A 21475-nucleotide genomic window follows, 5' to 3' on the forward strand; every position below is an offset into this window, starting at 1 on the left:
TGACGGCTCCGGTTGATCTGGAGTCTTAACTGGCGGAGTTGGCTCATTTTCATATGTTGGCGCTACTGGCGCTGGCTCCAATGGCTTCTCTGTCTCATATGTTGGCTCTTCCGGTTTTGACGGCTCCGGTTGGTCTGGAGTCTTAACTGGTGGAGTTGGCTCATTTTCATATGTCGGTGCTACCGGTGCTGGCTCCAATGGTTTTTCCACTTCATAAGTAGGAGCTTGTGGTTCAGTTGGCGCTACTGGTGGAGTTGGTTTTTCCTTGGTAACCCTAGGCACATTGACCGCACGAATCTTACCGTTTAGTGAATACCAAATATTTGGTCTTTTAGCTTCCGTATTATCTTTTCCAGAAACAACTGGCATTTGAGATTCAGGCATTACTAGAGTAGCAGAGATAGCCCCTACTGTTACGCTATTGTTTGGACCAGACATACGGATGGCACCAGCTCCATACCAAGAGTTAGGTGCATCAGAACTGTCCCAACCTGATCCTTCTTCGCCGCCCCGTTTATACATAGTCCAGCGGGCACCACCCTGATCTTTCCTAAAATTGAGAGTATCAGTTGCGTAAATCTTGCCATCTTTTTCTCCAATAGAAGAACCTGAAATCTTAACGAAAGTTCCAGTATAGTCTTTAGCCATCTCAATGGAGTTATGTTCTCGGTTGAGGGAAGCAACAGATAGAAGAGCATTGTCAAAATCAATCGGTTTCCCATCTTCATCATAGAAGGTAAATTCATTTTTAATAAAAATGGACGTGTTCTTTTCAGGTACACCATTATAAGCAGAGGCAAAGACACCTAGAGTTGGATCGGTAAAGATACCTAACCAAGCCTTGTCAACATTTTTGAATTTTGAATCGGAATCAAGTGTATACTTGAAGACGACCTTAGAAATCTTTTTACCATTATAGTAAGATTTTTCAAGATTTGTATAGGTAGCTGTCACGCTTTGACCGCGTTCCAAGAGGACAGATGCAAATTTTACCACTGTGTCATTGCCGACAGTGGTTGTCCAACCAGCCTTATCCCCGAAATTGCCGTAAAGTTCCATGGAAGAAGTCACATCATCGGCTTGTTGAAGGTAACTAACATTAAGGTTATCAGGCTGAAGAATCTTTTTAGAATATTGAGCTGTATCATGACTAAAGGCCTCATCAACTGCAGAAGCTTTCAGCATTTTTCCATTAGTTGTCAATGATAACTGTGCATTTGGCTCTGAATCATAAACTAAATTTTGAGCAGACGGCTCTGACAAGTTACCATCTTCGTTTTTATGATTTTCAAGTTCTGCAAGGGCAGCTTTAATTTTGGCCTGTTCATCTTCATAAGCCTTCAACTTAGCCGGATACTCAGCCAACTCTTTCTTATATTTGGCAAGATCAGCTTCATATTTAGCTAATTTTGCTTCATAGTCAGTTTTAGCTGCGGCATTACGTTGCTTGATTTCTTCGTTTTCAGCTTGGAGCGCTGCATTTTTTGCCTTGTTGTCTTCAACGGCCTTCTCATAAGCTGCTTTAGCATCCGCATTTGCCTTTTGAACACGAGCCAATTCCGTCTGATATTCGGCTAGCTTAGCTTGATAGTCTGCTTCACTGTCTTCGTTGGCTTTCTTTACTGCTACCAAATCTGCTTCATATTGCTTCAATGCTGCTTCATAAGTCGCTTTAGCTGCGGCATTCCGTTGCTTAATGGCTTCATTTTCAGCTTGAATGGCTGTATTTTTAGCTGTGTTTTCTTCAACAGCTTTTTCATAGGCTGCTTTAGCATCAGCATTTGCCTTTTGAACACGTGCCAACTCCGCTTGGTAAGCTGCTAATTTTGCTTGGTAGTCAGCATCATTATCTTCCTTAGCTTTTTTAATAGCTGCAAGATCTGCTTCATACTGCTTCATCGCTGCGTCATAGTTTGCTTTGGCAGTTTCATTGCGTTGCTTAATCGCTTCATTTTCAGCTTGGAGTGCAGCATTTTTAGCAGTATTTTCCTTTACTGCTTTTTCATAAGCTTCTTTAGCTTCAGCATTCGCTTTTTGAACACGAGCCAATTCTGCTTGGTAAGCTGAAAGCTTATTTTGATAATCAAGCTGACTGTCTTCATTAGCTTTTTGAACAGCGGCTAAATCTTTTTGATATTGAGCTAGCTTCGCTTCATATTCTGCCTTTGCTGTCGCATTAGCATTGTTGATTTTTTCAACTTCAGCTTGATGAGCTTTCAAATCTTCTTGATACTTATCTTCAGCAGCTTTGTTTTCAGCATTGATTTTATCTGTTTCAGCCTGATGAGCCTCTACTTCTTTTTTATAAGCTTCAGTTGTTTTCTTTATTTCTTCTGCTTGTTTAGCGTAATCACTCTTGATTTCAGCTTGCTTTTGCGCATTTTCTGCGGCAGTTGTGGCTGTACCTTTATCGCTTGTTTGATCTTGTACAACATTGACACCTGCTGCTTTGGCATCCGTCACTGCTTTATTTAAATCATCAGCAGATACTTCTACTGGCAGAGCACCATCTTTAGAACCAGCCTGTGCTTGACTTTGGCTTGCTGCTTCAGTCGCTTCTCCCTGTGCTTCAGGCAGATTAGTAGCTGGATTTCCAGTTGTAGTGACTGCTACATTTGCTGTACTATTTGTTTCTGTAACTTCATCAGCCAAAACTTGCTGATCTGCAATAGCAATCAAAGCCGCCCCTAAGACAGCTCCACATAAAGTCTTAGCGACTTTACTTTTACGAAAACCAAAAACTTCTTTTCTTTTGTTCATTTAATCCCTTTCCTTTAAGCATAATTAGTTTTATACATCAGTCTAATAATAGCAGTTTTACAGACTGTATGCAACTATTTTATCTACTTTTTTTCTAAAGAACAGATGAAAGCCTCTTATCCACAAAATCAGGTTAGAATATTAGATAAAAAGATGGCTAAAAGCCATCTTTTTATGATATCTTATTTCTCTGTAAGTGCTGCAAGACCTGGTAAAACTTTACCTTCAAGAAGTTCCATTGAAGCACCACCACCAGTAGAGATCCATGAGAACTTATCTGCACGACCAAGGTTGATTGCTGCAGCAGCTGAGTCACCACCACCGATGATTGATTTAACACCTGGTTGTTTTACGATAGCGTCCATGACACCGATTGTACCAGCTTGGAAGTCAGGGTTTTCAAATACACCCATTGGTCCGTTCCAGACAACAGTTTTGGCACCAGTCAAGGCTTCGTCAAATTTAGCGATAGATTTAGGACCGATGTCCAAACCAAGGAAGCCTGGATCCACTGCTTCACCTTCAGTGTCTTTTACTTCAGTGTAGTCAGCAAATGCGTTTGCTTCTTTTGAGTCAACTGGCAAGATCAATTTGCCGTTTGCTTTTTCAAGAAGGGCTTTGGCAACATCCAATTTGTCTTCTTCTACAAGTGAGTTACCGATTTCGATACCTTGAGCTTTGTAGAATGTGTAAGTCATACCACCACCGATAAGAACTTTATCAGCTTTTTCAAGCAAGTTTTCGATAACACCGATCTTGTCTGAAACTTTTGAACCACCAAGGATAGCTACGAATGGACGTTCTGGAGCTTCAACAGCTTCTTGGATGTAGGCAATTTCGTTTTCAAGCAGGAATCCAGCAACTGCTTTTTCAACGTTTGCTGAGATACCAACGTTAGATGCGTGTGCACGGTGAGCTGTACCGAATGCATCGTTTACGAAGATGCCATCTCCAAGTGAAGCCCAGTATTTACCAAGTTCAGGATCGTTTTTAGATTCTTTCTTGCCATCAACATCTTCAAAACGAGTGTTTTCAACCAAGAGAACTTGTCCATCTTCAAGAGCGTTGATCGCTGCTTCCAATTCAGCACCACGAGTTACACCTGGGATAAACTTAACGTCTTGACCCAATTTAGCAGCCAAGTCAGCAGCTACAGGTGCCAAAGATTTTCCTTCTTTGTCCGCTTCTTCTTTTACACGACCAAGGTGAGAGAAGAGGATCGCATGTCCGCCTTGTTCAAGGATGTACTTAATTGTTGGAAGAGCTGCAGTGATACGGTTGTCATTTGTGATCACGCCATCTTTTACAGGAACGTTAAAGTCAACACGAACGAGAACTTTTTTCCCTTTCAAGTCAACGTCTTTTACAGTCAATTTTGCCATTGGATATGACTCCTTCTATTTTTAATACATGATAATTATATCACAAAAGATGTAAAAGAGGTAGAAAAATCCAATCATTTCCCCTGCTTAATTATATCCCTTTCATCAGCAAAGTAGTCAATTCATTCACACTCAAACCGTAATAAGTTGTTTTTATACCTTAAAAGCTCCCCATCTAAAACAATCAAACCTCCCATATGCAGTTTACGGGAGGTTCGATAATTTAGTCAGGTTAGCAGTCTTTTTACAAACGTCTTTTTCCTTCACATCTAATTACCTAGAGGAAATTTTGAAAAGACTCCTATCCCGACTGATTTCTTAATCTTCTTTTTTCTTACCTGCTAGGAGAAGGCCACCGAGAGCCGCCAATAGGACTGCCTCTGCTACGAATGCTGTTTCTTGACTAGCGGTATTTGGTAAGTTGCCTGCAGACGTTACAGTGTTTTCTTCTTTCACATCTTTAGAATCAACTTCTTCCTTGACTGATTGAGAAGACGAGTTTGCCAAGTTCTGACTTTGATAACCTGTAGATCCTTTATCCTTTTCTTGATAGTTTAGACGCTCAACAGTTGAATTTGCATTCGGTTGAACTGGACTCAAATGACCATCACCTGGTAATTGAGGATAAAGCGGTTTAGAATTATCATTACTTGGAACAGTAGGCTTATCAGGTTCAGATGGCTGATTAGGTTTGAGTGCCTGGTCAGACTCACTTGCTTTTGCTGTCTTGTAGACAAGAGCATAGTGAGTAAAGTGAGGTGCTGCAAAGATAACCTCATTGCCTACTTGCTCAAAGGCTAAAGATTGAACTGGCTGATTATCTGGGAAGAAGAGAACTTGTTCAACTTCCTTGCCAGCTTCTACTGGTATTTTAACGAGAGAAGCATGCTGGGTATCAATATCTCGTCCCTCTTTATCTACTCCCTCTATGTCATATACCTTACCAAGTCTACCTGCAAAGGCTTCTTTTTCCGCAGCATTAGCCTCAACAACTCCGACTTTCAAACCTTTAACTGGAGTTGTTTCCTTATTTGAAAATTGAACTTCAACTCCTGTAGCTGAATCCACAAAGACAGCCGGTTTGTCTTCTTTAAGTAGAGCAATCAACGCTTGAAGAGAAGTTTTTGCTGTTTCAAGCGCTTCTGGGGTTACTTCCGAAGAGGCCAATAGATCTTTATTTTTATTCAATAAATTGAGTAAAGCATCTCCAGAAGGATGATTTGGCTTTTGTGCAAGCAAGTCTTGAGCTTCTGTTGCCAAAGTATCCAATTCAGAAGTTTTGGTTGCAAAATTCTTTCGGCCATCCAAAGCCTTAAATGCTTGAGTCAGTTTAGACAGACTTTCGTCAACCTGTCCTTGTGTACTTGTATCATGGTCTTTCAGAATTTGCTCTGCACTTGCGATTTCCTTGAGCAAGGCATCTTTATTTTCCTGACTTGCAAAGCTGAAATCAACCTTATTTTGCACAGCAGCTGCTTCTGCCAATTTTTGCTTCAAATATTCATCATTTAGAGCTGGTTTTGGTGATACAAACACATCATAAGTCGTCGTCACACCACGATAGCTAATCGAAATTGTTTGGCGTCCTTCTTTGTGAGCGTCATATCCTGTAACTTGGACACCTGCTTCATCTAAAGCATGTTCTTCAGTTGTTTCATCATCAAAAACTAGACGGAAACGTCCCCCTTGGGTCTCAATATTTTCACCAACAATGTAGTCTGTTTTAGGTTTTTCAATCAATTCAAGTCCCACAGGTGTCTTCTCTCCTGCCTCACTATGACTAACAACATAAACTGTCAGTGATTGATCTAGTTTTTGGCCCAGATAAGATACTTGTAAATGCTGCTCCCCTAATTTAGAAGGATCATAACCAGTTACTTCAACTCCGCTATTTGATAGCTGAATCAACTGGTCCGCTTCTCCACCCTTAAAGCCGACACGAATAGTACCGCCCTTCAGAGATAGAGCATCTCCTTGACGATAAACTTTTCTTTCAGGTGCTGTTTCAAGTTCGACCTTAGAAATTTCTTTGTCTTCTTTAGGCACTTCAATAGCTAGCACATTACTAATATCCTTACCTGCAACTTGTGAGCGATAATATAGTAAGCTAGGCAATTTAGCAAAAGCAAGAGGTTTAAAGATAAGATTGCCATCCTTATCGGCTGTCATAGTTGCAATCGCTTGTTTTGCATCGCTACTTTCATATAGTGATACTGTTGTTTTAGCTGCAACATCTTTAAATCCTACTTGAACATGTCCATTTCCCAGAACACGCGCAGCAGCATTTTTCATCGGAATATTAACTGTCTCAGTATCTAAGCTTTCATACATCTTCCAGTTATAAATCCGAATTGCCCGCCATGGAGTCCCGTTATCAGCTGTAATGACATCTAAGCGCCAGTCTTGTGCTCGAATCGGCTTATCTAATACAATATCTGACACATGGTCCTTATTGCCCCGGACAGCCTTGGCTAATTTCCATTCGCCGGCTTCATCCTTGTAATATAGATCAAAGTCTCGCGTATTCATCTTACCATCATCAACAGACTCTCCGCCGGCTCCAGCATGTTCCATAACCCAGCGGGTTACCGTGCGTGGCTGAGTCAAACGAATGTCTACCGTTCCGCTTAGTTGGGCAGAGGACCATTTATCTGACAGACTGGTAATAGTACCATTCAGCATCCCCTCAATACCTTCGCTTCCATCTGCATCAGGGAAGCTTGAACCGATCACTTTGGCTCCTAAAACTACATTCGGCGCTAAAGGTTTTGGTAAAGAAGTATCGGAAACTTGCATGCCCCAATCAAAGTCAACTGTCCCTGCATCTGAACGAAGACCGTTCTTTCCTACCGCAACGACTTTTAGCTCTTGCTTGCTACCCTTGGCACTAGCTGAACGAGTCACTTTAGCCAAATAAGCTGATGTGCCAGAAGTTCCAGTTACTAGGCGCCATTGATCACCATCTTTTTCATAGATTTCATAATAATCTGCATCTGCACTTCCCTTAAACTGTAGCAAGGCTTCTGCTTCCTGAGCATTTTGAAGACGTTTAGCTTTTACAACGACATCCTTTGGCGCAGCTGGTTTCTCTTGGTGGGCATAGATGGATAATTGGCCCAGATTAAACTTATAATCTTTGACATCACTGTCGTGGTCAAAGAACATTTTAACCCCATAAATCGTTTTACCAGCTAGAGAAGATAAGTCAAAGGTCTCTGTCTTCCAGTCTTTGCTAGGGTTAAGTTCTTTCCATTCATACTCTGAATAATCTGGTTTGGTCGCAAGAGCAACCCAAGCACTCGTTCCTTGACCGCCTTTATGCGTAAGGCTAAGCTTGGTCTTATCACTAACTGGAATCTTAGTTGAATAAAGCATAACATTTTGACTGCTATTTGCATCCAAGTTCCCCTCAAAAGCTAGTGAATTTCCACCGTTATAGGCTTCATCAAAATCATAGCGTCCCTTCAGAGGTGCACTACCTTCTGAGTGCTGAATCCACCAACGCCAGGTCGGCAAGAATCCAGATACCGAACGATAGTTCCATTCTCCATCTTTAGAAACTTTCCCATCTACAAACCAACGTTTCCCGTGGCCAGTATTAAAGGAAGTATTAAAATCGGGTTTGGTGATAGCTGTTTTATCAACCACCAAGTTTGACATACCATACCAAGATTGGTCAGACGGTTTCCCCTTACTAGGATCTCCTTGGAAACCTGTCCAGAAGTAATTTTCGTGAATATGGTAGCCCTCGCCCGTTTTACCAAGGCCAGTGATAGTATCAGGTGCGTACAGACCTAGGGAAAGACGAAGTTTTCCGTTTTCATCTAGAATGGCATCCCAGTCTACATTGGTCTTGTAAGAACCGCCCTTTTGTAACTCTATTCCAGCCAAAACATCGTAGGGGTTGCGTTTAATCCATTTTGCAGTACTGATTGAATAATCCGTCTCTGCCTTACCCCAGTTAAAGTTAGCAAAGAAAGTATCGACTGGATTTTCACCATCTTTAGGCTGCATAAACTGATAATTGTATTCCCCAAGGGCATTTTCATGATAGCGACCGTATTCGTAGGTCATGGCATCATACCAAGAATATTTAATCGGGTAATTCAAAGAACGTGCATACTCTTTTGTATAGAGCAAGAAGTCACGCATTTTAGGTCCTAAAGGCTCTACCTGACTACCAGTTGTTTCTTGGTTAATAAAGTATCCATCATAACCATAATACTTGGCAAGTTCAACTAATTTACGTGCAATAGGGAAGGTCTTTGAACCTTCAGAATCTTCTTTTAAAGCCTCTGCAAATCGTTCCTGATCCTTAGCGCTGGAAGACCAATTAAAAAAGAGGGTACCATAGATAGGAACGCCATTTCTATGCGCAGCATCAATGACATCTGAAGTAGGGACTAGCCCATCCCAGAAAACCATTGAGTGTAAGTATTGCCAATAATCAAAGGCATAGGCCTTAAATTCCTCACCGCCAACAGAAGCATGGTCAAGTGCTTTGGAGTTCATATTGGATAAAGCCTGAACCTTAGCCTCTGGATTTGCTTGCTGATTGATTTGATGCCCTTGATAACGTTCAGCCAAAGGCACGCTAGCACGGTTAATCTCATCATCTTCTCGAGCCCCAGGTTTCCAATTTAGCAGATCTTGCCAAGTATCAAACTTAACTTCTTTTGGCTTTAGTTTCTTCTCTTCTTGACTCGGTAGATCCTCTACGACTTTTGCTTCCTTAGTTGCAGGTTTTTCCTCTTTCTCTGCGACAGTTGCTACATCTTGACTCTCTACTACTGATTTTTTATCTTCAACAACTGCTTGATTTTCTGTATCTGGCTGTGCTACTTGACTTGCCTCCTCTGAAGCAGGTTTCCCTTGTGCTTCCTCTGACGCCTCTTCCTTCGGGGCATCTGCATTGACTAAAGCCACATCACTTGCTTGGGGCAAGTCTGAAAGCTTCTCTTCTGCTGAAACATTTGCCACTCCAAAAAGAGCTATTCCTACTAAAACAGAACAGACTCCCAGGCTTAACTTTCTGATGCTAAATTTTTGCTTTTTATAAAATTCCATGTTTCCCTTGACTCCTTCTCTTCTTTTTTTAGTTTTGTGACTATCCAATTCTAAATACTAACACCACTCCTTTTTTAAAAGTAATCGCTTACATTTTTCTTTAAAAAAAGAAAACTTCACTCAAAACCATTCTACCCTTTGCTTACTTTCATTGTCAATCCTTTCTATCTCATCCTATAAATAGGGCTTAAATCTCTAAAAAAAGTACAAAAAAAGAGAGCTAAGCTCTCTTTTTCTATACTATGAATTATTTAGCGATTTTCGCGAAGTATTCAAGAGTACGTACAAGTTGTGCAGTGTAAGACATTTCGTTGTCATACCATGAAACAACTTTAACCAATTGTTTACCGTCAACGTCAAGAACTTTAGTTTGAGTTGCGTCAAACAATGATCCGTAAGACATACCTACAACGTCTGAAGAAACGATTGGATCTTCAGTGTAACCGTATGATTCGTTAGCAACAGCTTTCATAGCTGCATTTACTTCATCAACAGTAACGTTCTTTTCAAGAACAACTACCAATTCAGTTACTGATCCAGTTGGAGTAGGAACGCGTTGTGCAGCTCCGTCAAGTTTACCGTTCAATTCTGGAATTACAAGACCGATTGCTTTAGCAGCACCAGTTGAGTTAGGAACGATGTTAGCAGCACCAGCGCGTGCACGACGAAGGTCACCTTTACGGTGTGGACCGTCAAGGATCATTTGGTCACCAGTGTAAGCGTGGATAGTAGTCATCAATCCTTCAACAACACCGAAGTTATCTTGAAGAGCTTTAGCCATTGGAGCCAAGCAGTTTGTAGTACATGAAGCACCTGAGATAACTGTTTCAGTACCATCAAGAATATCGTGGTTAGTGTTAAATACGACTGTTTTAACATCTGATCCACCAGGAGCAGTGATAACAACTTTCTTAGCACCACCAGCATGCAAGTGTTTTTCAGCAGCTGCTTTAGTAGCAAAGAAACCAGTTGCTTCAAGAACGATTTCTACACCGTCGTTAGCCCAGTCAATGTTTTCTGGGTCACGTTCAGCAGAAACTTTAACGAATTTACCGTTAACTTCGAATCCACCTTCTTTTACTTCAACAGTACCGTCGAAACGACCTTGAGTTGTGTCATATTTCAACAGATGTGCAAGCATTACAGGATCTGTAAGGTCGTTGATGCGAGTAACTTCAACACCTTCTACGTTTTGGATACGACGGAATGCAAGACGACCGATACGACCGAAACCGTTAATACCAACTTTAACTACCATTCGTGATTTCCTCCTTATGAAAATCAATAAATATTTTATGTGAAAAGAGTAACTTGAGTTGCTACAAATCACTTTTCAACATTATTATTATATACCTATTTGATATAAAATGCAACTGATTTCATCATTGTAAGAGAAACTTGTTCATTCTTTCAAATCTTTTTCAAGAATATTTTCAGATAGCTTTTTTGGAAAGAAAAAAGCACCCTTTGAGGGTGCTCAGGCAGAGCTATTATGCTTCACCTTTATGTTTTTTGATAATTTCTTCTTGTACTGACTTAGGTACATCTTCGTAGTGGTCAAAAACCATCATGAAAGTACCACGTCCTTGTGATGCAGAACGAAGAACTGTTGCATAACCGAACATTTCAGCAAGTGGTACATAGGCACGAACGATTTGGCTGTTACCATGTGCTTCCATACCATCAACGCGTCCACGACGAGCTGTTACGTGACCCATAACGTCACCAAGGTTTTCTTCAGGAACAGTGATTGTTACCAACATCATTGGCTCAAGGATAGCTGGTTGTGCAGTCTTAGCAGCTTCTTTCAATGCAAGTGAAGCCGCAACCTTGAAGGCTGTTTCAGATGAGTCGACATCGTGATATGAACCATCGTAAAGTTTAGCTTTCACGTCAACGATTGGGTAACCAGCAAGGACACCATTAGCCATTGACTCAATCAAACCTTTTTCTACAGCTGGAATGAATTCACGTGGAACCACACCACCGACGATAGCATTTTCAAACTCGAATCCTTTACCTTCTTCATTTGGAGTAAATTCAATCCAAACGTCACCGAATTGACCTTTACCACCAGATTGGCGTTTGAAGAATCCACGAGCTTGAGTAGGAGCGCGGAAAGTTTCACGGTAAGATACTTGAGGAGCACCTACGTTTGCTTCAACCTTGAACTCACGACGCATACGGTCAACAAGGACATCCAAGTGAAGCTCACCCATACCAGAGATAACTGTTTCACCAGTTTCAACGTTTGTTTCAACACGGAAAGTTGGATCTTCTTCAGCCAATTTTTGAAGGGCAATACCCATCTTGTCTTGGTCAGCCTTAGACTTAGGCTCAACCATCAATTGGATAACTGGTTCTGGAACGTTGATAGACTCAAGGATGATTTTAGCTTTTTCATCTGTCAATGAGTCACCAGTAGTAGTATCTTTCAAACCTACGGCAGCAGCGATATCACCAGAATATACTGTTTCAATTTCTTGACGACTGTTAGCGTGCATTTGAAGGATACGTCCGATACGTTCACGTTTACCTTTAGAAGTGTTCAATACGTAAGAACCTGATTGAAGAACACCTGAGTATACACGGAAGAATGTCAAACGACCTACGAATGGGTCAGTCATGATCTTGAAGGCAAGAGCTGCAAATGGCTCTTCGTCAGATGCTGGACGAGTTTCTTCTTCATCTGTATCTGGGTTGATACCTTTGATTGCTGGGATATCAAGTGGGCTTGGCAAGTAATCGATAACTGCATCAAGCATCAATTGAACACCCTTGTTCTTGAAGGCTGAACCACACAATACTGGGAAGAACTCAACATTGATAGTTGCTTTACGGATACCAGCTTTCAATTCTTCGTTAGTGATTTCTTCACCTTCGAGGTATTTCATCATCAAGTCTTCATCAGTTTCCGCAACTGCTTCCACCAATTTTTCACGGTATTCTTGTGCTTGTTCAAGGTATTCAGCAGGAATATCTTCTTCCAAAATATCTGTACCAAGGTCGTTAGTATAGATTTCAGCTTTCATCTTGATCAAGTCAATGATACCACGGAAGTCATCCTCAGCACCGATTGGCAATTGAATTGGGTGAGCGTTTGCTTGAAGACGGTCATGAAGAGTGCTTACTGAGTAAAGGAAGTCAGCACCGATTTTGTCCATTTTATTAGCAAATACAATACGAGGAACTCCGTATTCAGTAGCTTGGCGCCAAACTGTTTCTGTTTGAGGCTCAACACCTGATTGTGAGTCAAGAACGGTAACCGCACCATCCAATACACGAAGAGAACGTTGTACTTCGATTGTGAAGTCCACGTGTCCTGGTGTGTCGATGATGTTTACGCGGTGGTTGTTCCATTGAGCTGTTGTCGCAGCAGATGTGATTGTGATACCACGTTCTTGCTCTTGCTCCATCCAGTCCATTTGTGACGCACCTTCGTGAGTTTCACCGATTTTGTGAATTTTACCAGTGTAGTAAAGGATACGCTCAGTTGTAGTTGTTTTACCAGCATCGACGTGAGCCATGATACCGATATTACGTGTTTTTTCAAGTGAAAATTCGCGTGCCATGAGGTTATTTTCTCCTATTAATTTATTTTACAGTTTATTATAACATTATTTAGCAAAAACGGATAGGCAGGACCTACCCGTTCTCAATGTTTATCTGATTTTGTTGGTTTCAACTTGTAGATAAGTTGAATTGTAGCTAAGAGCTGACCAAGCTCAATTGAACTCGGGCTAAAAGCTCAAGTTAGCTGAGTTGAACCCGAGCGAGGCCCGGCGCAAAAAAGATAAACTGCTTTGTGTTCACTGAACACTGCATCAGTTTCCTATTTTAACTTTGCATCCTTACCGTTCCTAGCATCATGATTTAGTTGAGCTCAAGCTAAAAGTCTGGAGAAAAAGATGAATCTCATTGGTTGCAATCGCAACCTGCTTCGATTCCCTATTTTCTCTGGGACTTTCTTAACGCTTTCGCATCCTATATTACCAACGGAAGTGTGCGAAGGCACGGTTGGCTTCAGCCATACGGTGAGTATCTTCGCGTTTCTTAACAGCTGCACCCGTGTTGTTAGCAGCATCCATGATTTCTTTTGCAAGACGGTCTTGCATTGTGTGTTCACCACGAAGGCGAGCGATTGTTACCAACCAACGAAGTCCCAATGTTGTACGACGTTCAGGACGAACTTCAACCGGTACTTGGTAGTTAGATCCACCAACACGGCGAGCACGTACTTCAAGAACAGGCATGATGTTTTCCATCGCTGTTTCAAATACTTCAAGTGCATCAGTTCCAGTAGCTTCTTTGATTTGCTCGAATGCTCCATATACAATAGAAGCGGCTGTACCACGTTTACCATCAAGCATAACGCGGTTGATAAGACGAGTAACTAATTTTGAATTGTAAAGCGGATCTGGCAATACTTCGCGCTTAGGCGCACGGTTTTTACGACTCATTTCTCTTTATCCCCTTTCCTTATGCTTTTGGTTTTTTAGTACCGTATTTAGAACGGCCTTGTTTACGATCAGTAACACCTGCTGTATCAAGTGCACCACGAACGATGTGGTAACGTACCCCTGGAAGGTCTTTTACACGTCCACCACGAAGAAGCACAACACTGTGCTCTTGCAAGTTGTGTCCGATACCTGGGATATAAGCAGTTACTTCGATCAAGTTACTCAAACGTACACGAGCAAATTTACGAAGGGCAGAGTTAGGTTTTTTAGGCGTCATAGTTCCGACACGAGTCGCTACACCACGTTTTTGAGGTGCACTTTCGTTAGTTGGAACACGTTTCAAACTATTGTAACCAACGTTCAATGCTGGTGATTTAGATTTTTCTACTTTTGATTTACGCGGTTTGCGAACCAATTGGTTAATTGTAGGCATCTACATTCTCCTGTATTTTTTTAATTTTGGTGATGGTACACTTGGTGACAGCTACCATCTGTGTGTACTTTTGCAACATTTGTCAGCACGTCTCTGTACACTTTTGAGAGACCAAAAGTAAAAAGTACCGTCTATCATTATAACACGGGCCAGTTGGCGAGTCAATAGATTTCTTCATTTTTTGCTCTTTTTACTTTGTGAATCTTGAACTAATACAAATAAGAGAAGCTCTTAGGAACTTCTCTTATTGTGTAGTTGTGTTAGCAGAAGGGGCTTCTTCAGTTTGTGTTTGAGTATCAACAGTTGAAGGTGCTGCTGGAGTTTGGATTGTAGGCGCTTGATAGACCGGTTGCTGTTGAATTTGTGGTTGCGCAGCATTTGCAGCTCGGTTTGCAGCTATGGTATCTTTAACTGCCTGAATCCTATCCTGCAACCTAGCTTTAGCATCTAGATCCTTCACCTTGTCAACTGCTGCCTGCGCAAGTGACACATTTTCTTCGGTCTGCTCAGCTTCTAATTCCTTCACAAGAGTTTCTGCATTAGCAAGACTTTGTGTATCTGAATTTTTCGTTTTATCCTGATTAGAAGAAGTCTTTTCATTAGATGAATCAACTTTGGAATTGGACGCACGGCTGTATGTAGCAACTGTTGAGGACTGGTGGCTTGTTTTGTAGTTAGGCTTTATAAAGAATAAGCCAGTAATTAAAATCGCTATTAATAGTAGCAAAACTCCTATCCGAACCCAAATTGGAATTCGGTCAAATTTCTCAAATATACTTCTCATAATCCTTTCCCTGCTTATTTATCAAAAATATTTCCGACTTCAACATCGATTTTATTTTCTTTTACATCAATATTCGTCACTTTCAATAAAGATTTATAAGACAGATGTTCTCTCTTTTCCTGGGCGTTATCTGCAAAAACAGCTACACCTGCCAACTCCGATTCGAATTCAGCAAGCAAGCTAATCATCCCATTAATTGTACCACCTCCCTTAAGGAAGTCGTCCACAATCAGAACACGGCTACCTGCTTTCAAGCTACGCTTTGACAAAAACATTTTTTCGATCCGATCGCTGGAACCAGAAACATAGTTAACACTAACAGTTGAACCTTCTGTAATTTTTAAGTCACGACGGACAATCACAAAAGGAACATTTAATGTATTGGCCACGGCATTAGCAAGAGGAACTCCCTTAGTAGCTACTGTCATGACTGCATCGATTTTTTGATCGCGAAAAGCTTTAGCGATAATCCGTCCAATACTATTTAAAATAGATGGAGTGCTCAAGAGATCAGATAGGTAGATATAGCCACCTGGTAAAATGCGGTTACTTTCTGACAATTGATCTCGTAGTCCTTCAACAATTTCTCTAGACTCTCTATCAGAAATAGAAGGGGTAAAGATGACTCCTCCTCCCGCACCAGTAATTGTTTCAATAGATCCAATCTCGATCTCTTCAAAAGCGCGTTTGATGATGACAATATCTTCTGAAATAGAGGATTTAGCTGATTCATACTTTTCAGCAAAAGTATTCAGACTAGTCAGTTCATAAGGGTGGTTTAAAAGATAGTTTGAAATTACTACCATCCGGTCACTTCTTCTTAGTTTCATATTTTCACCGTTCTTGTTATTTTTCTTCATTATAACATACTCTATCAAAAAAAACGAACATTATTTCAAATATAATGCTCATTTTTCGTTTTTTCTTCAATCTAAATTCGGTTTATAGAAGGATCGATTGTCCATAGCAAAAATACGACTGGTCATTTCTCCTTCCCCTACCTTGGCCAGAGCCCCTGTCATCATCATCATTTCCGCATCCAAGTTATCAATCATATGAAGAATCTCAGCCTCCATAATCCTTGGACGAACAGGACTTCCGTACTCTAACAAGCCATGATGGCTCAAGATAACATGACGTAAAACAATCACATCTTCCTTACTGTCGTTGATTTTCAATTCTAGAAGAACTTTTGTGATTTCTTCGTCAATTAAAGCAATATGGCCGATTAGGTTGCCACGAACTGTGTATTCAGTGTCATCGGGGCCACTTAGTTCGATTACTTTTGCTAAATCGTGCAACATAATTCCAGCAAAGAGCAGACTCTTGTTGAGCTGAGGGTAGATATCTCCAATCGCATCAGCCAAGCGAACCATAGTCGCCGTGTGAAAGGCTAAGCCTGATTCAAAAGCGTGATGATTGGTCTTGGCCGCAGGATAGGAATAAAATTCCTTGTCATACTTACCGTATAGAGCTCGAACAACACGTTGCCAAACCGGATTTTCAATCTTGAAAATCATCTGGGCCAAATAATCTCGCAAATCCTTCGGATCCACTGGAGGTTTTTCTTTAAAGTCAGCTGGATCGTTAGGTTCACCTGATCTAGGAAGACGTAAAACCAACTGATTAACCTGAGGAGTATTGTTGTAGACTTCTCGGCGTCCTTGCATATGGACAACTTTTCCAGCTGTATATTCGGCTACGTTATGGGGCTGGGCATCCCAGAGTTTCCCTTCGATCTCTCCGCTATCATCTTGAAAAGTAAAGGCGATATAATCCTTTCCTGCCCTCGTCTGTCGAACTTCAGCTGATTTAATCAAGTAAAACCCTTCAAAAAATTCATCTTTTTTCATTTGGTTAATTTTCATGATTTTCCCTTTCTTCTGGCACATCAAGCAGGTCTATATGCAAATCTTCATCTGACAATTCAATCTGGCGTAAGGTTCGCTCAATGGCATTTGTTCTGCGCGTAAGCAAATCATCTATATTTCCCGAAGCGTGCTGCAAATGCTTCTGCGCCTTAACCAAGATACCTGCGAATTTATTAAATTCCAGTTTCACACTTCCCAAAACCTTGCTGATGTCATCTGCACTCTTTTGAATGTTCAGAGTTTTGAACCCAACGGATAAGGAGTTGAGCAGGGCTGATAAAGTCGATGGACCAGCCACCACAATCTGCTCTTCTCTGCGAAGGTTGTCAAAGAATTCTGGATTGCGGACAACTTCTGAATAGAGACCCTCTGTCGGTAAAAACATAATCCCAAAGTTAGTTGTAGCGGGTGGTGCTAAATATTTGCTACGAATGTCTTTTGCAAAGCGTTTAACACTATTTAGCAGGGCCTTGCGATAGAGTTCAATTTCTTCTTTATTACCAGATTCATAAGCGTCTTCCAGGCGATAGTAATCAGCCAAGGGGAATTTCGAATCAATCGGTAGATAAACATAGTCTTGATCAGTTTGCCCAGGCAACTTGACTGCATACTCAACTCTTTCACTAGAGCCTGAAACAGTAGCAAACTCCCGCTCGTACTGACTTGGAGTCAAAATATCTTCGATAATCTGACCCAGCTGTAACTCGCCCATAATACCACGGGTTTTAGTATTTGAAAGGACCTTATTAAGGGTTCCGACATCACGCGCAATATGCTGCATTTCGCCCAAACCACGGTTGACCGATTCCAATTGCTTAGAAACAGACTCGAAAGAGGTTTGAAGGCGAGTCTGAAGAGTCTTTTCCAATTTTTCTTCTACTGTCTGCCTCATTTGCTCTAAACGTAATTCATTAGACTCTTGAATCTGTTTCATGCGTTCATCTGTCTTATCGCGATTCTTTGTCAAATTATCACTGATTTCTGCCCGTAAATCTGTCAAATCCCGATGCAAACTTGTGTGTAGAGAACCAAAACGATCTCCCAAGCCTATCTCTAGATTTTTTTGTTGAAGCAAGGAATTTTGTCTTTCCTGCTCCAAACGATAATCAAGCTGATCTGATAAATGGTCAGCTTGCGCTTCCAAGATTTCTTGAACATCCTTCTTTTGCTGTGTTTGGCTCTGCCAAAGCAAGAAAGTCAAAAGAAGATTGGCTACCAGCAAAATGATGATAAGTATCTCCATCTTATTTCCTATCTTTACTATACATAATCACCACATACCCAGAATCAAAAGACAGGGAAATGGGCTCACCTATAAATTCGTTAGAAGCATAGACTTTTTTAAAGAAAAAATTTTTTTCATTTAAAGGATACTTGGCTCCTTCAATGGTCAAGGCAATATCCTGTGTTGGCATAAAGGCAACATAGGCCATTCCTTCTATAGGATCGATTAAATGTTTGCCTGCCGGTCGATAGGTAAGCAGGTTTTGTTCATCTTGCAAAGCAAGTCGCTCCATATAAGGAGCAATCTTTGGATTGCTAGGAAGAAAAACATTGGCTAGAGTATGATCCATACGGCCTCCAAAAGCAGCAAAAATAGTAACATTTGCGTCTGGATAGCGCTCAAAAGTAGCTGCGACAGCCAACTCAAGATCTGTATCATCTTTTTCTGGCTGGGCACGTAGGACCTCTTTAGCTTTCCTTTGAACCAGCTCAAATTCCTGCGAGGATACAGAGTCAAAGTCACCTACAGCCAAATCGGGAACTATTCCCTGCTCTATCAAGTAAAGGCTACCTCGATCCACACCGACCCATACGTCAGCATCTGAGGGTAATTCTTCTAATTGACCTCCAGCAACTAGAACAACCTTAGTCATGTAAGGCTTCCTTCAAGGTTTGAACTTGATGGTCAACATCACCTTTAAAGACATAGCTACCTGCTACAAAGACATTAGCACCAGCTTCTTTTGCTAGCTTAATGGTCTGATTGTCAATGCCACCATCAACCTCGATATCAAATTGTAATTGTTCTTGCTCCCGAAGGCTAGCTAACTCACTAACTTTAACCAAGGTCTCAGGTAGAAAGGCTTGTCCGCCAAAACCAGGGTTCACAGTCATCACCAAGACTTGGTCTACCAAGCCTAAGACGTGCTTAATTGCTTGAACCGGAGTACCTGGATTGATTACGACACCTGCTTTTACTCCTGCGGCACGGATTTGTTGGAGGGCACCGTGGATATGAGGAGTTGCTTCGACATGGATTGTGATAATATCTGCTCCAGCACGAACGAAATCCTCGATATGCTTTTCAGGATTTGTAACCATCAGATGACAGTCAAACACCAATTTGCTATGTGGACGCATGCTAGCTACAACACCCGCTCCAAAGGTGATATTAGGAACAAAGTGGCCGTCCATTACGTCAATATGAGCATAGTCAGCTCCAGCCGCTTCTAGTCTTTTCAATTCACTTTCAAAATTAGCGTAATCAGCACTCAAGATAGATGGTGAAATTTTAAATTGTGTCATAGTTTTTCTCCTGTTTCCTATTTAGGTATTTTCTTAGCTGTTTTTTTATAGGTTTCTCTACGATTTTCAATCTCACTGAGAAATTGCAGATAGTTATCAAAGCGAAAAATTGCTATCCGACCACTTTCGACCGCTGGCTTGACTGCACAATTTGGCTCATGGGTATGGGTACAAGTACGAAACTTACAGGACTTGCTAAATTCAGCAATCTCAGGAAAAGCTTGATTGAGATCTTCAGTCGTACTCACCTCGTAATCCAATGACGAAAATCCTGGCGTATCAGCGATCTTCCCACCGTTCAGATTGTAAAAGCTGACAGCCCGTGTCGTATGACGACCTCGGCCCAGACTTTCAGAAATCTCGCCTGTCTCTAATTGTAAATCTGGGGCAATCTTATTGAGAAGAGTTGATTTCCCAACTCCTGTTTGTCCCATGAAAACAGTTATTTTATCCGCTAGAAGAGGTAACAATTCCTCAACGCTTTGGACCACATCATAGCCAATTGTTCGATAGACTTGTAAAAATTCATCTAGCTCATCTTCACAATCCAGTAAATCCAGTTTACTGATATAGAGAATCGGATGAATCCCCTTATGTTCCAAGAGAACCAAGAAACGATCCAAGAGATTTGGATTGAAATCTGGTTCCTTGGCGCTCATGATAACAACCGCCTGGTCAATATTCACAATCGGAGGACGCACAAGACTGTTTTTGCGCTCTGCTATTTTTAAAATATAACCTTCTGAGTCCTTTTCTGCTGAAAATTCAACCTCGTCGCCAACGTAGGGTGTCTGTCCTTTTTTTCGAAAATTTCCTCTAGCTCTGGTTTGATAAATTTGCCCAGCCGACTCTACATAATAGAAACCAGCCAAGGCTTTAATGATTTTACCTTGCAAGATTACTCCTTAAAAGTTAGTACACCCATTATAACAAAAAATGTTTGATTTAGCTTACATGTTTACTAAGAAAGCCACAAATTCTTTAGTTGTAAGATTTTCAGTATAAATAAAGACAGGGCGTTGTAAACGCTTTCTAAAAGTTTTATAATAGAGAGGTAAATAACAAACATCTATATGCCTCGTGTGAGGAATGGGACAAGTACAATTAGAAGGGAAGGTGACAATCACAAGGCACTTGTCCATCTGGTTACTACTGGAATTCCAGTGAAGCAGAAACTTCTTCATCAAGAAACAGGCCTCTGACTTCGTTAATGCTTCATGCTAGCTATAAGGAGGTTATTTATGAGCCTTTCATTTCTCTCAAAGAGCAACCCGCTCATTTCCAATGTCAAAAAAGGGAAGTTTTTGACTCCTTGGTTTTTAGCTCCCTTCATCCTTTATTATATTACCCAATATATGTCTCCGATTAGTAGGGCTTCAACTAACTTTTTCTTAGACAAACAAAGTTGGATTCCTGACTGGTGGAATATTTTGGACCTTTGGTCCTTCCTCTACACCATTATCGCCTTCTTCCTTTGGGTTAAATTCATTGAAAAACGACCGATACGAACCATGGGGTTCTCTAGAGGAAACGACCTTCCCGAATTCGCTAAAGGTGTGTTGGTGGGGACCATCATGATTACTACCGTCTTAATCGTCTTCTTCATTACAGGAGATGCTAAGTTTGACCGCATCCAATTTAGTCTGCCTTTCCTCGTTTCTTGGATTTTAGTTCTCATTGGCTATATTTTCCAAACAGCTGCAGAAGAAATTTACATTCGTGGATGGTTGATCCCCATTATTTCCTATCATAAAAACACCTACATAGCCATTTTGATTGCTTCTACCATGTTCTCATATTTCCATTTGGATAATAATGGTGCTTCTTGGCTCTCAACTGTCCACCTATTCGTTTTTGGTCTTTTCACAGCCGTTTACGCCCTGAAGCGCGGAAATATCTGGGGACCTTGTGGCTTCCACTTCGCTTGGAACTTCATCATGGGTAACGTTTATGGTTTCCATGTCAGTGGTTTCGACAGTGAGTCTTCCTTGATGTACTTTACAACTTCCAATCGTACACTTATCACAGGTGGACAATTCGGACCTGAGGGAGGAGTTCCTGGATTGGTTGTCTTCATTTTAGCTCTCTTGTGGGCTATCTTCATCTTGAAAGATACATCTCAAGAACAAAATACTCTTTATCCAGATGCCCCCTAGCGAATAGAGTTTTATGGATGATGATATAATAAA

At 41.1% G+C, this 21475-nt stretch carries 15 protein-coding genes; 1 reads left to right on the forward strand and 14 read right to left on the reverse strand.

Features of this window, described 5'->3' with window-relative positions; genetic code table 11:
* From HMPREF3108_RS11010 to rsgA, 14 genes are all read right to left on the reverse strand, one after another.
* The coding region (locus tag HMPREF3108_RS11010; protein ID WP_256262237.1) for an antigen I/II family LPXTG-anchored adhesin at window positions 1-2760 on the reverse strand (2760 nt) is incomplete at its 3' end.
* 182 nt (window positions 2761-2942) lie between these two features.
* Window positions 2943-4142: a phosphoglycerate kinase gene (gene pgk / locus HMPREF3108_RS09195; protein ID WP_070494348.1), complete on the reverse strand. Its 1200-nt coding sequence runs from the start codon at window positions 4140-4142 to the stop codon at window positions 2943-2945.
* 318 nt (window positions 4143-4460) lie between these two features.
* Window positions 4461-9209, reverse strand: a complete 4749-nt coding sequence (locus HMPREF3108_RS09200) for an endo-beta-N-acetylglucosaminidase (protein WP_083277180.1) — start codon at window positions 9207-9209, stop codon at window positions 4461-4463.
* Window positions 9210-9456: 247 nt separating this feature from the next.
* Window positions 9457-10467: a type I glyceraldehyde-3-phosphate dehydrogenase gene (gap, locus tag HMPREF3108_RS09205; protein ID WP_045505322.1), complete on the reverse strand. Its 1011-nt coding sequence runs from the start codon at window positions 10465-10467 to the stop codon at window positions 9457-9459.
* A gap of 232 nt (window positions 10468-10699) precedes the next feature.
* Window positions 10700-12781 carry an elongation factor G gene (gene fusA, locus HMPREF3108_RS09210; RefSeq protein ID WP_045634430.1) on the reverse strand — a complete coding sequence of 694 codons (2082 nt, stop codon included), beginning with the start codon at window positions 12779-12781 and terminating at the stop codon, window positions 10700-10702.
* A 417-nt stretch (window positions 12782-13198) separates the two neighbouring features.
* Window positions 13199-13669: a 30S ribosomal protein S7 gene (rpsG, locus tag HMPREF3108_RS09215; protein WP_008808226.1), complete on the reverse strand. Its 471-nt coding sequence runs from the start codon at window positions 13667-13669 to the stop codon at window positions 13199-13201.
* Window positions 13670-13688: 19 nt separating this feature from the next.
* On the reverse strand, window positions 13689-14102 hold the full coding sequence (rpsL, locus tag HMPREF3108_RS09220) for a 30S ribosomal protein S12 (RefSeq protein WP_008808225.1): 414 nt from the start codon (window positions 14100-14102) through the stop codon (window positions 13689-13691).
* A gap of 244 nt (window positions 14103-14346) precedes the next feature.
* Window positions 14347-14886: a hypothetical protein gene (locus HMPREF3108_RS09225; RefSeq protein WP_061599808.1), complete on the reverse strand. Its 540-nt coding sequence runs from the start codon at window positions 14884-14886 to the stop codon at window positions 14347-14349.
* 14 nt (window positions 14887-14900) lie between these two features.
* Window positions 14901-15716, reverse strand: coding sequence for a pur operon repressor (gene purR, locus HMPREF3108_RS09230; RefSeq protein ID WP_045506017.1), 816 nt, complete (start codon window positions 15714-15716; stop codon window positions 14901-14903).
* Between the two features lie 96 nt (window positions 15717-15812).
* Window positions 15813-16754: a 3'-5' exoribonuclease YhaM family protein gene (locus tag HMPREF3108_RS09235; RefSeq protein ID WP_070494352.1), complete on the reverse strand. Its 942-nt coding sequence runs from the start codon at window positions 16752-16754 to the stop codon at window positions 15813-15815.
* Complete coding sequence (locus HMPREF3108_RS09240; RefSeq protein WP_048778062.1) at window positions 16744-18000, reverse strand: DNA recombination protein RmuC; 1257 nt, start codon at window positions 17998-18000, stop codon at window positions 16744-16746. The genes HMPREF3108_RS09235 and HMPREF3108_RS09240 overlap by 11 nt, the downstream gene beginning before the upstream one ends.
* A 1-nt stretch (window position 18001) precedes the next feature.
* Window positions 18002-18634 (reverse strand): thiamine diphosphokinase, encoded by a 633-nt coding sequence (locus HMPREF3108_RS09245; protein ID WP_048778064.1) that lies wholly within the window; start codon window positions 18632-18634, stop codon window positions 18002-18004.
* Window positions 18627-19286 (reverse strand): ribulose-phosphate 3-epimerase, encoded by a 660-nt coding sequence (gene rpe / locus HMPREF3108_RS09250; protein ID WP_008808219.1) that lies wholly within the window; start codon window positions 19284-19286, stop codon window positions 18627-18629. Before rpe ends, HMPREF3108_RS09245 begins: the two co-directional genes overlap by 8 nt.
* Before the next feature lie 17 nt (window positions 19287-19303).
* Window positions 19304-20182, reverse strand: a complete 879-nt coding sequence (gene rsgA, locus HMPREF3108_RS09255; protein ID WP_048778066.1) for a ribosome small subunit-dependent GTPase A — start codon at window positions 20180-20182, stop codon at window positions 19304-19306.
* A 345-nt stretch (window positions 20183-20527) separates the two neighbouring features.
* On the opposite strand from rsgA, the gene HMPREF3108_RS09260 reads away from it, so the two are divergent.
* On the forward strand, window positions 20528-21442 hold the full coding sequence (locus HMPREF3108_RS09260) for a CPBP family intramembrane glutamic endopeptidase (protein WP_048778069.1): 915 nt from the start codon (window positions 20528-20530) through the stop codon (window positions 21440-21442).
* Window positions 21443-21475: the final 33 nt, after the last annotated feature.

Source organism: Streptococcus sp. HMSC10A01 (assembly GCF_001807785.1).
Classification (GTDB): Bacteria; Bacillota; Bacilli; order Lactobacillales; family Streptococcaceae; genus Streptococcus; species Streptococcus gordonii.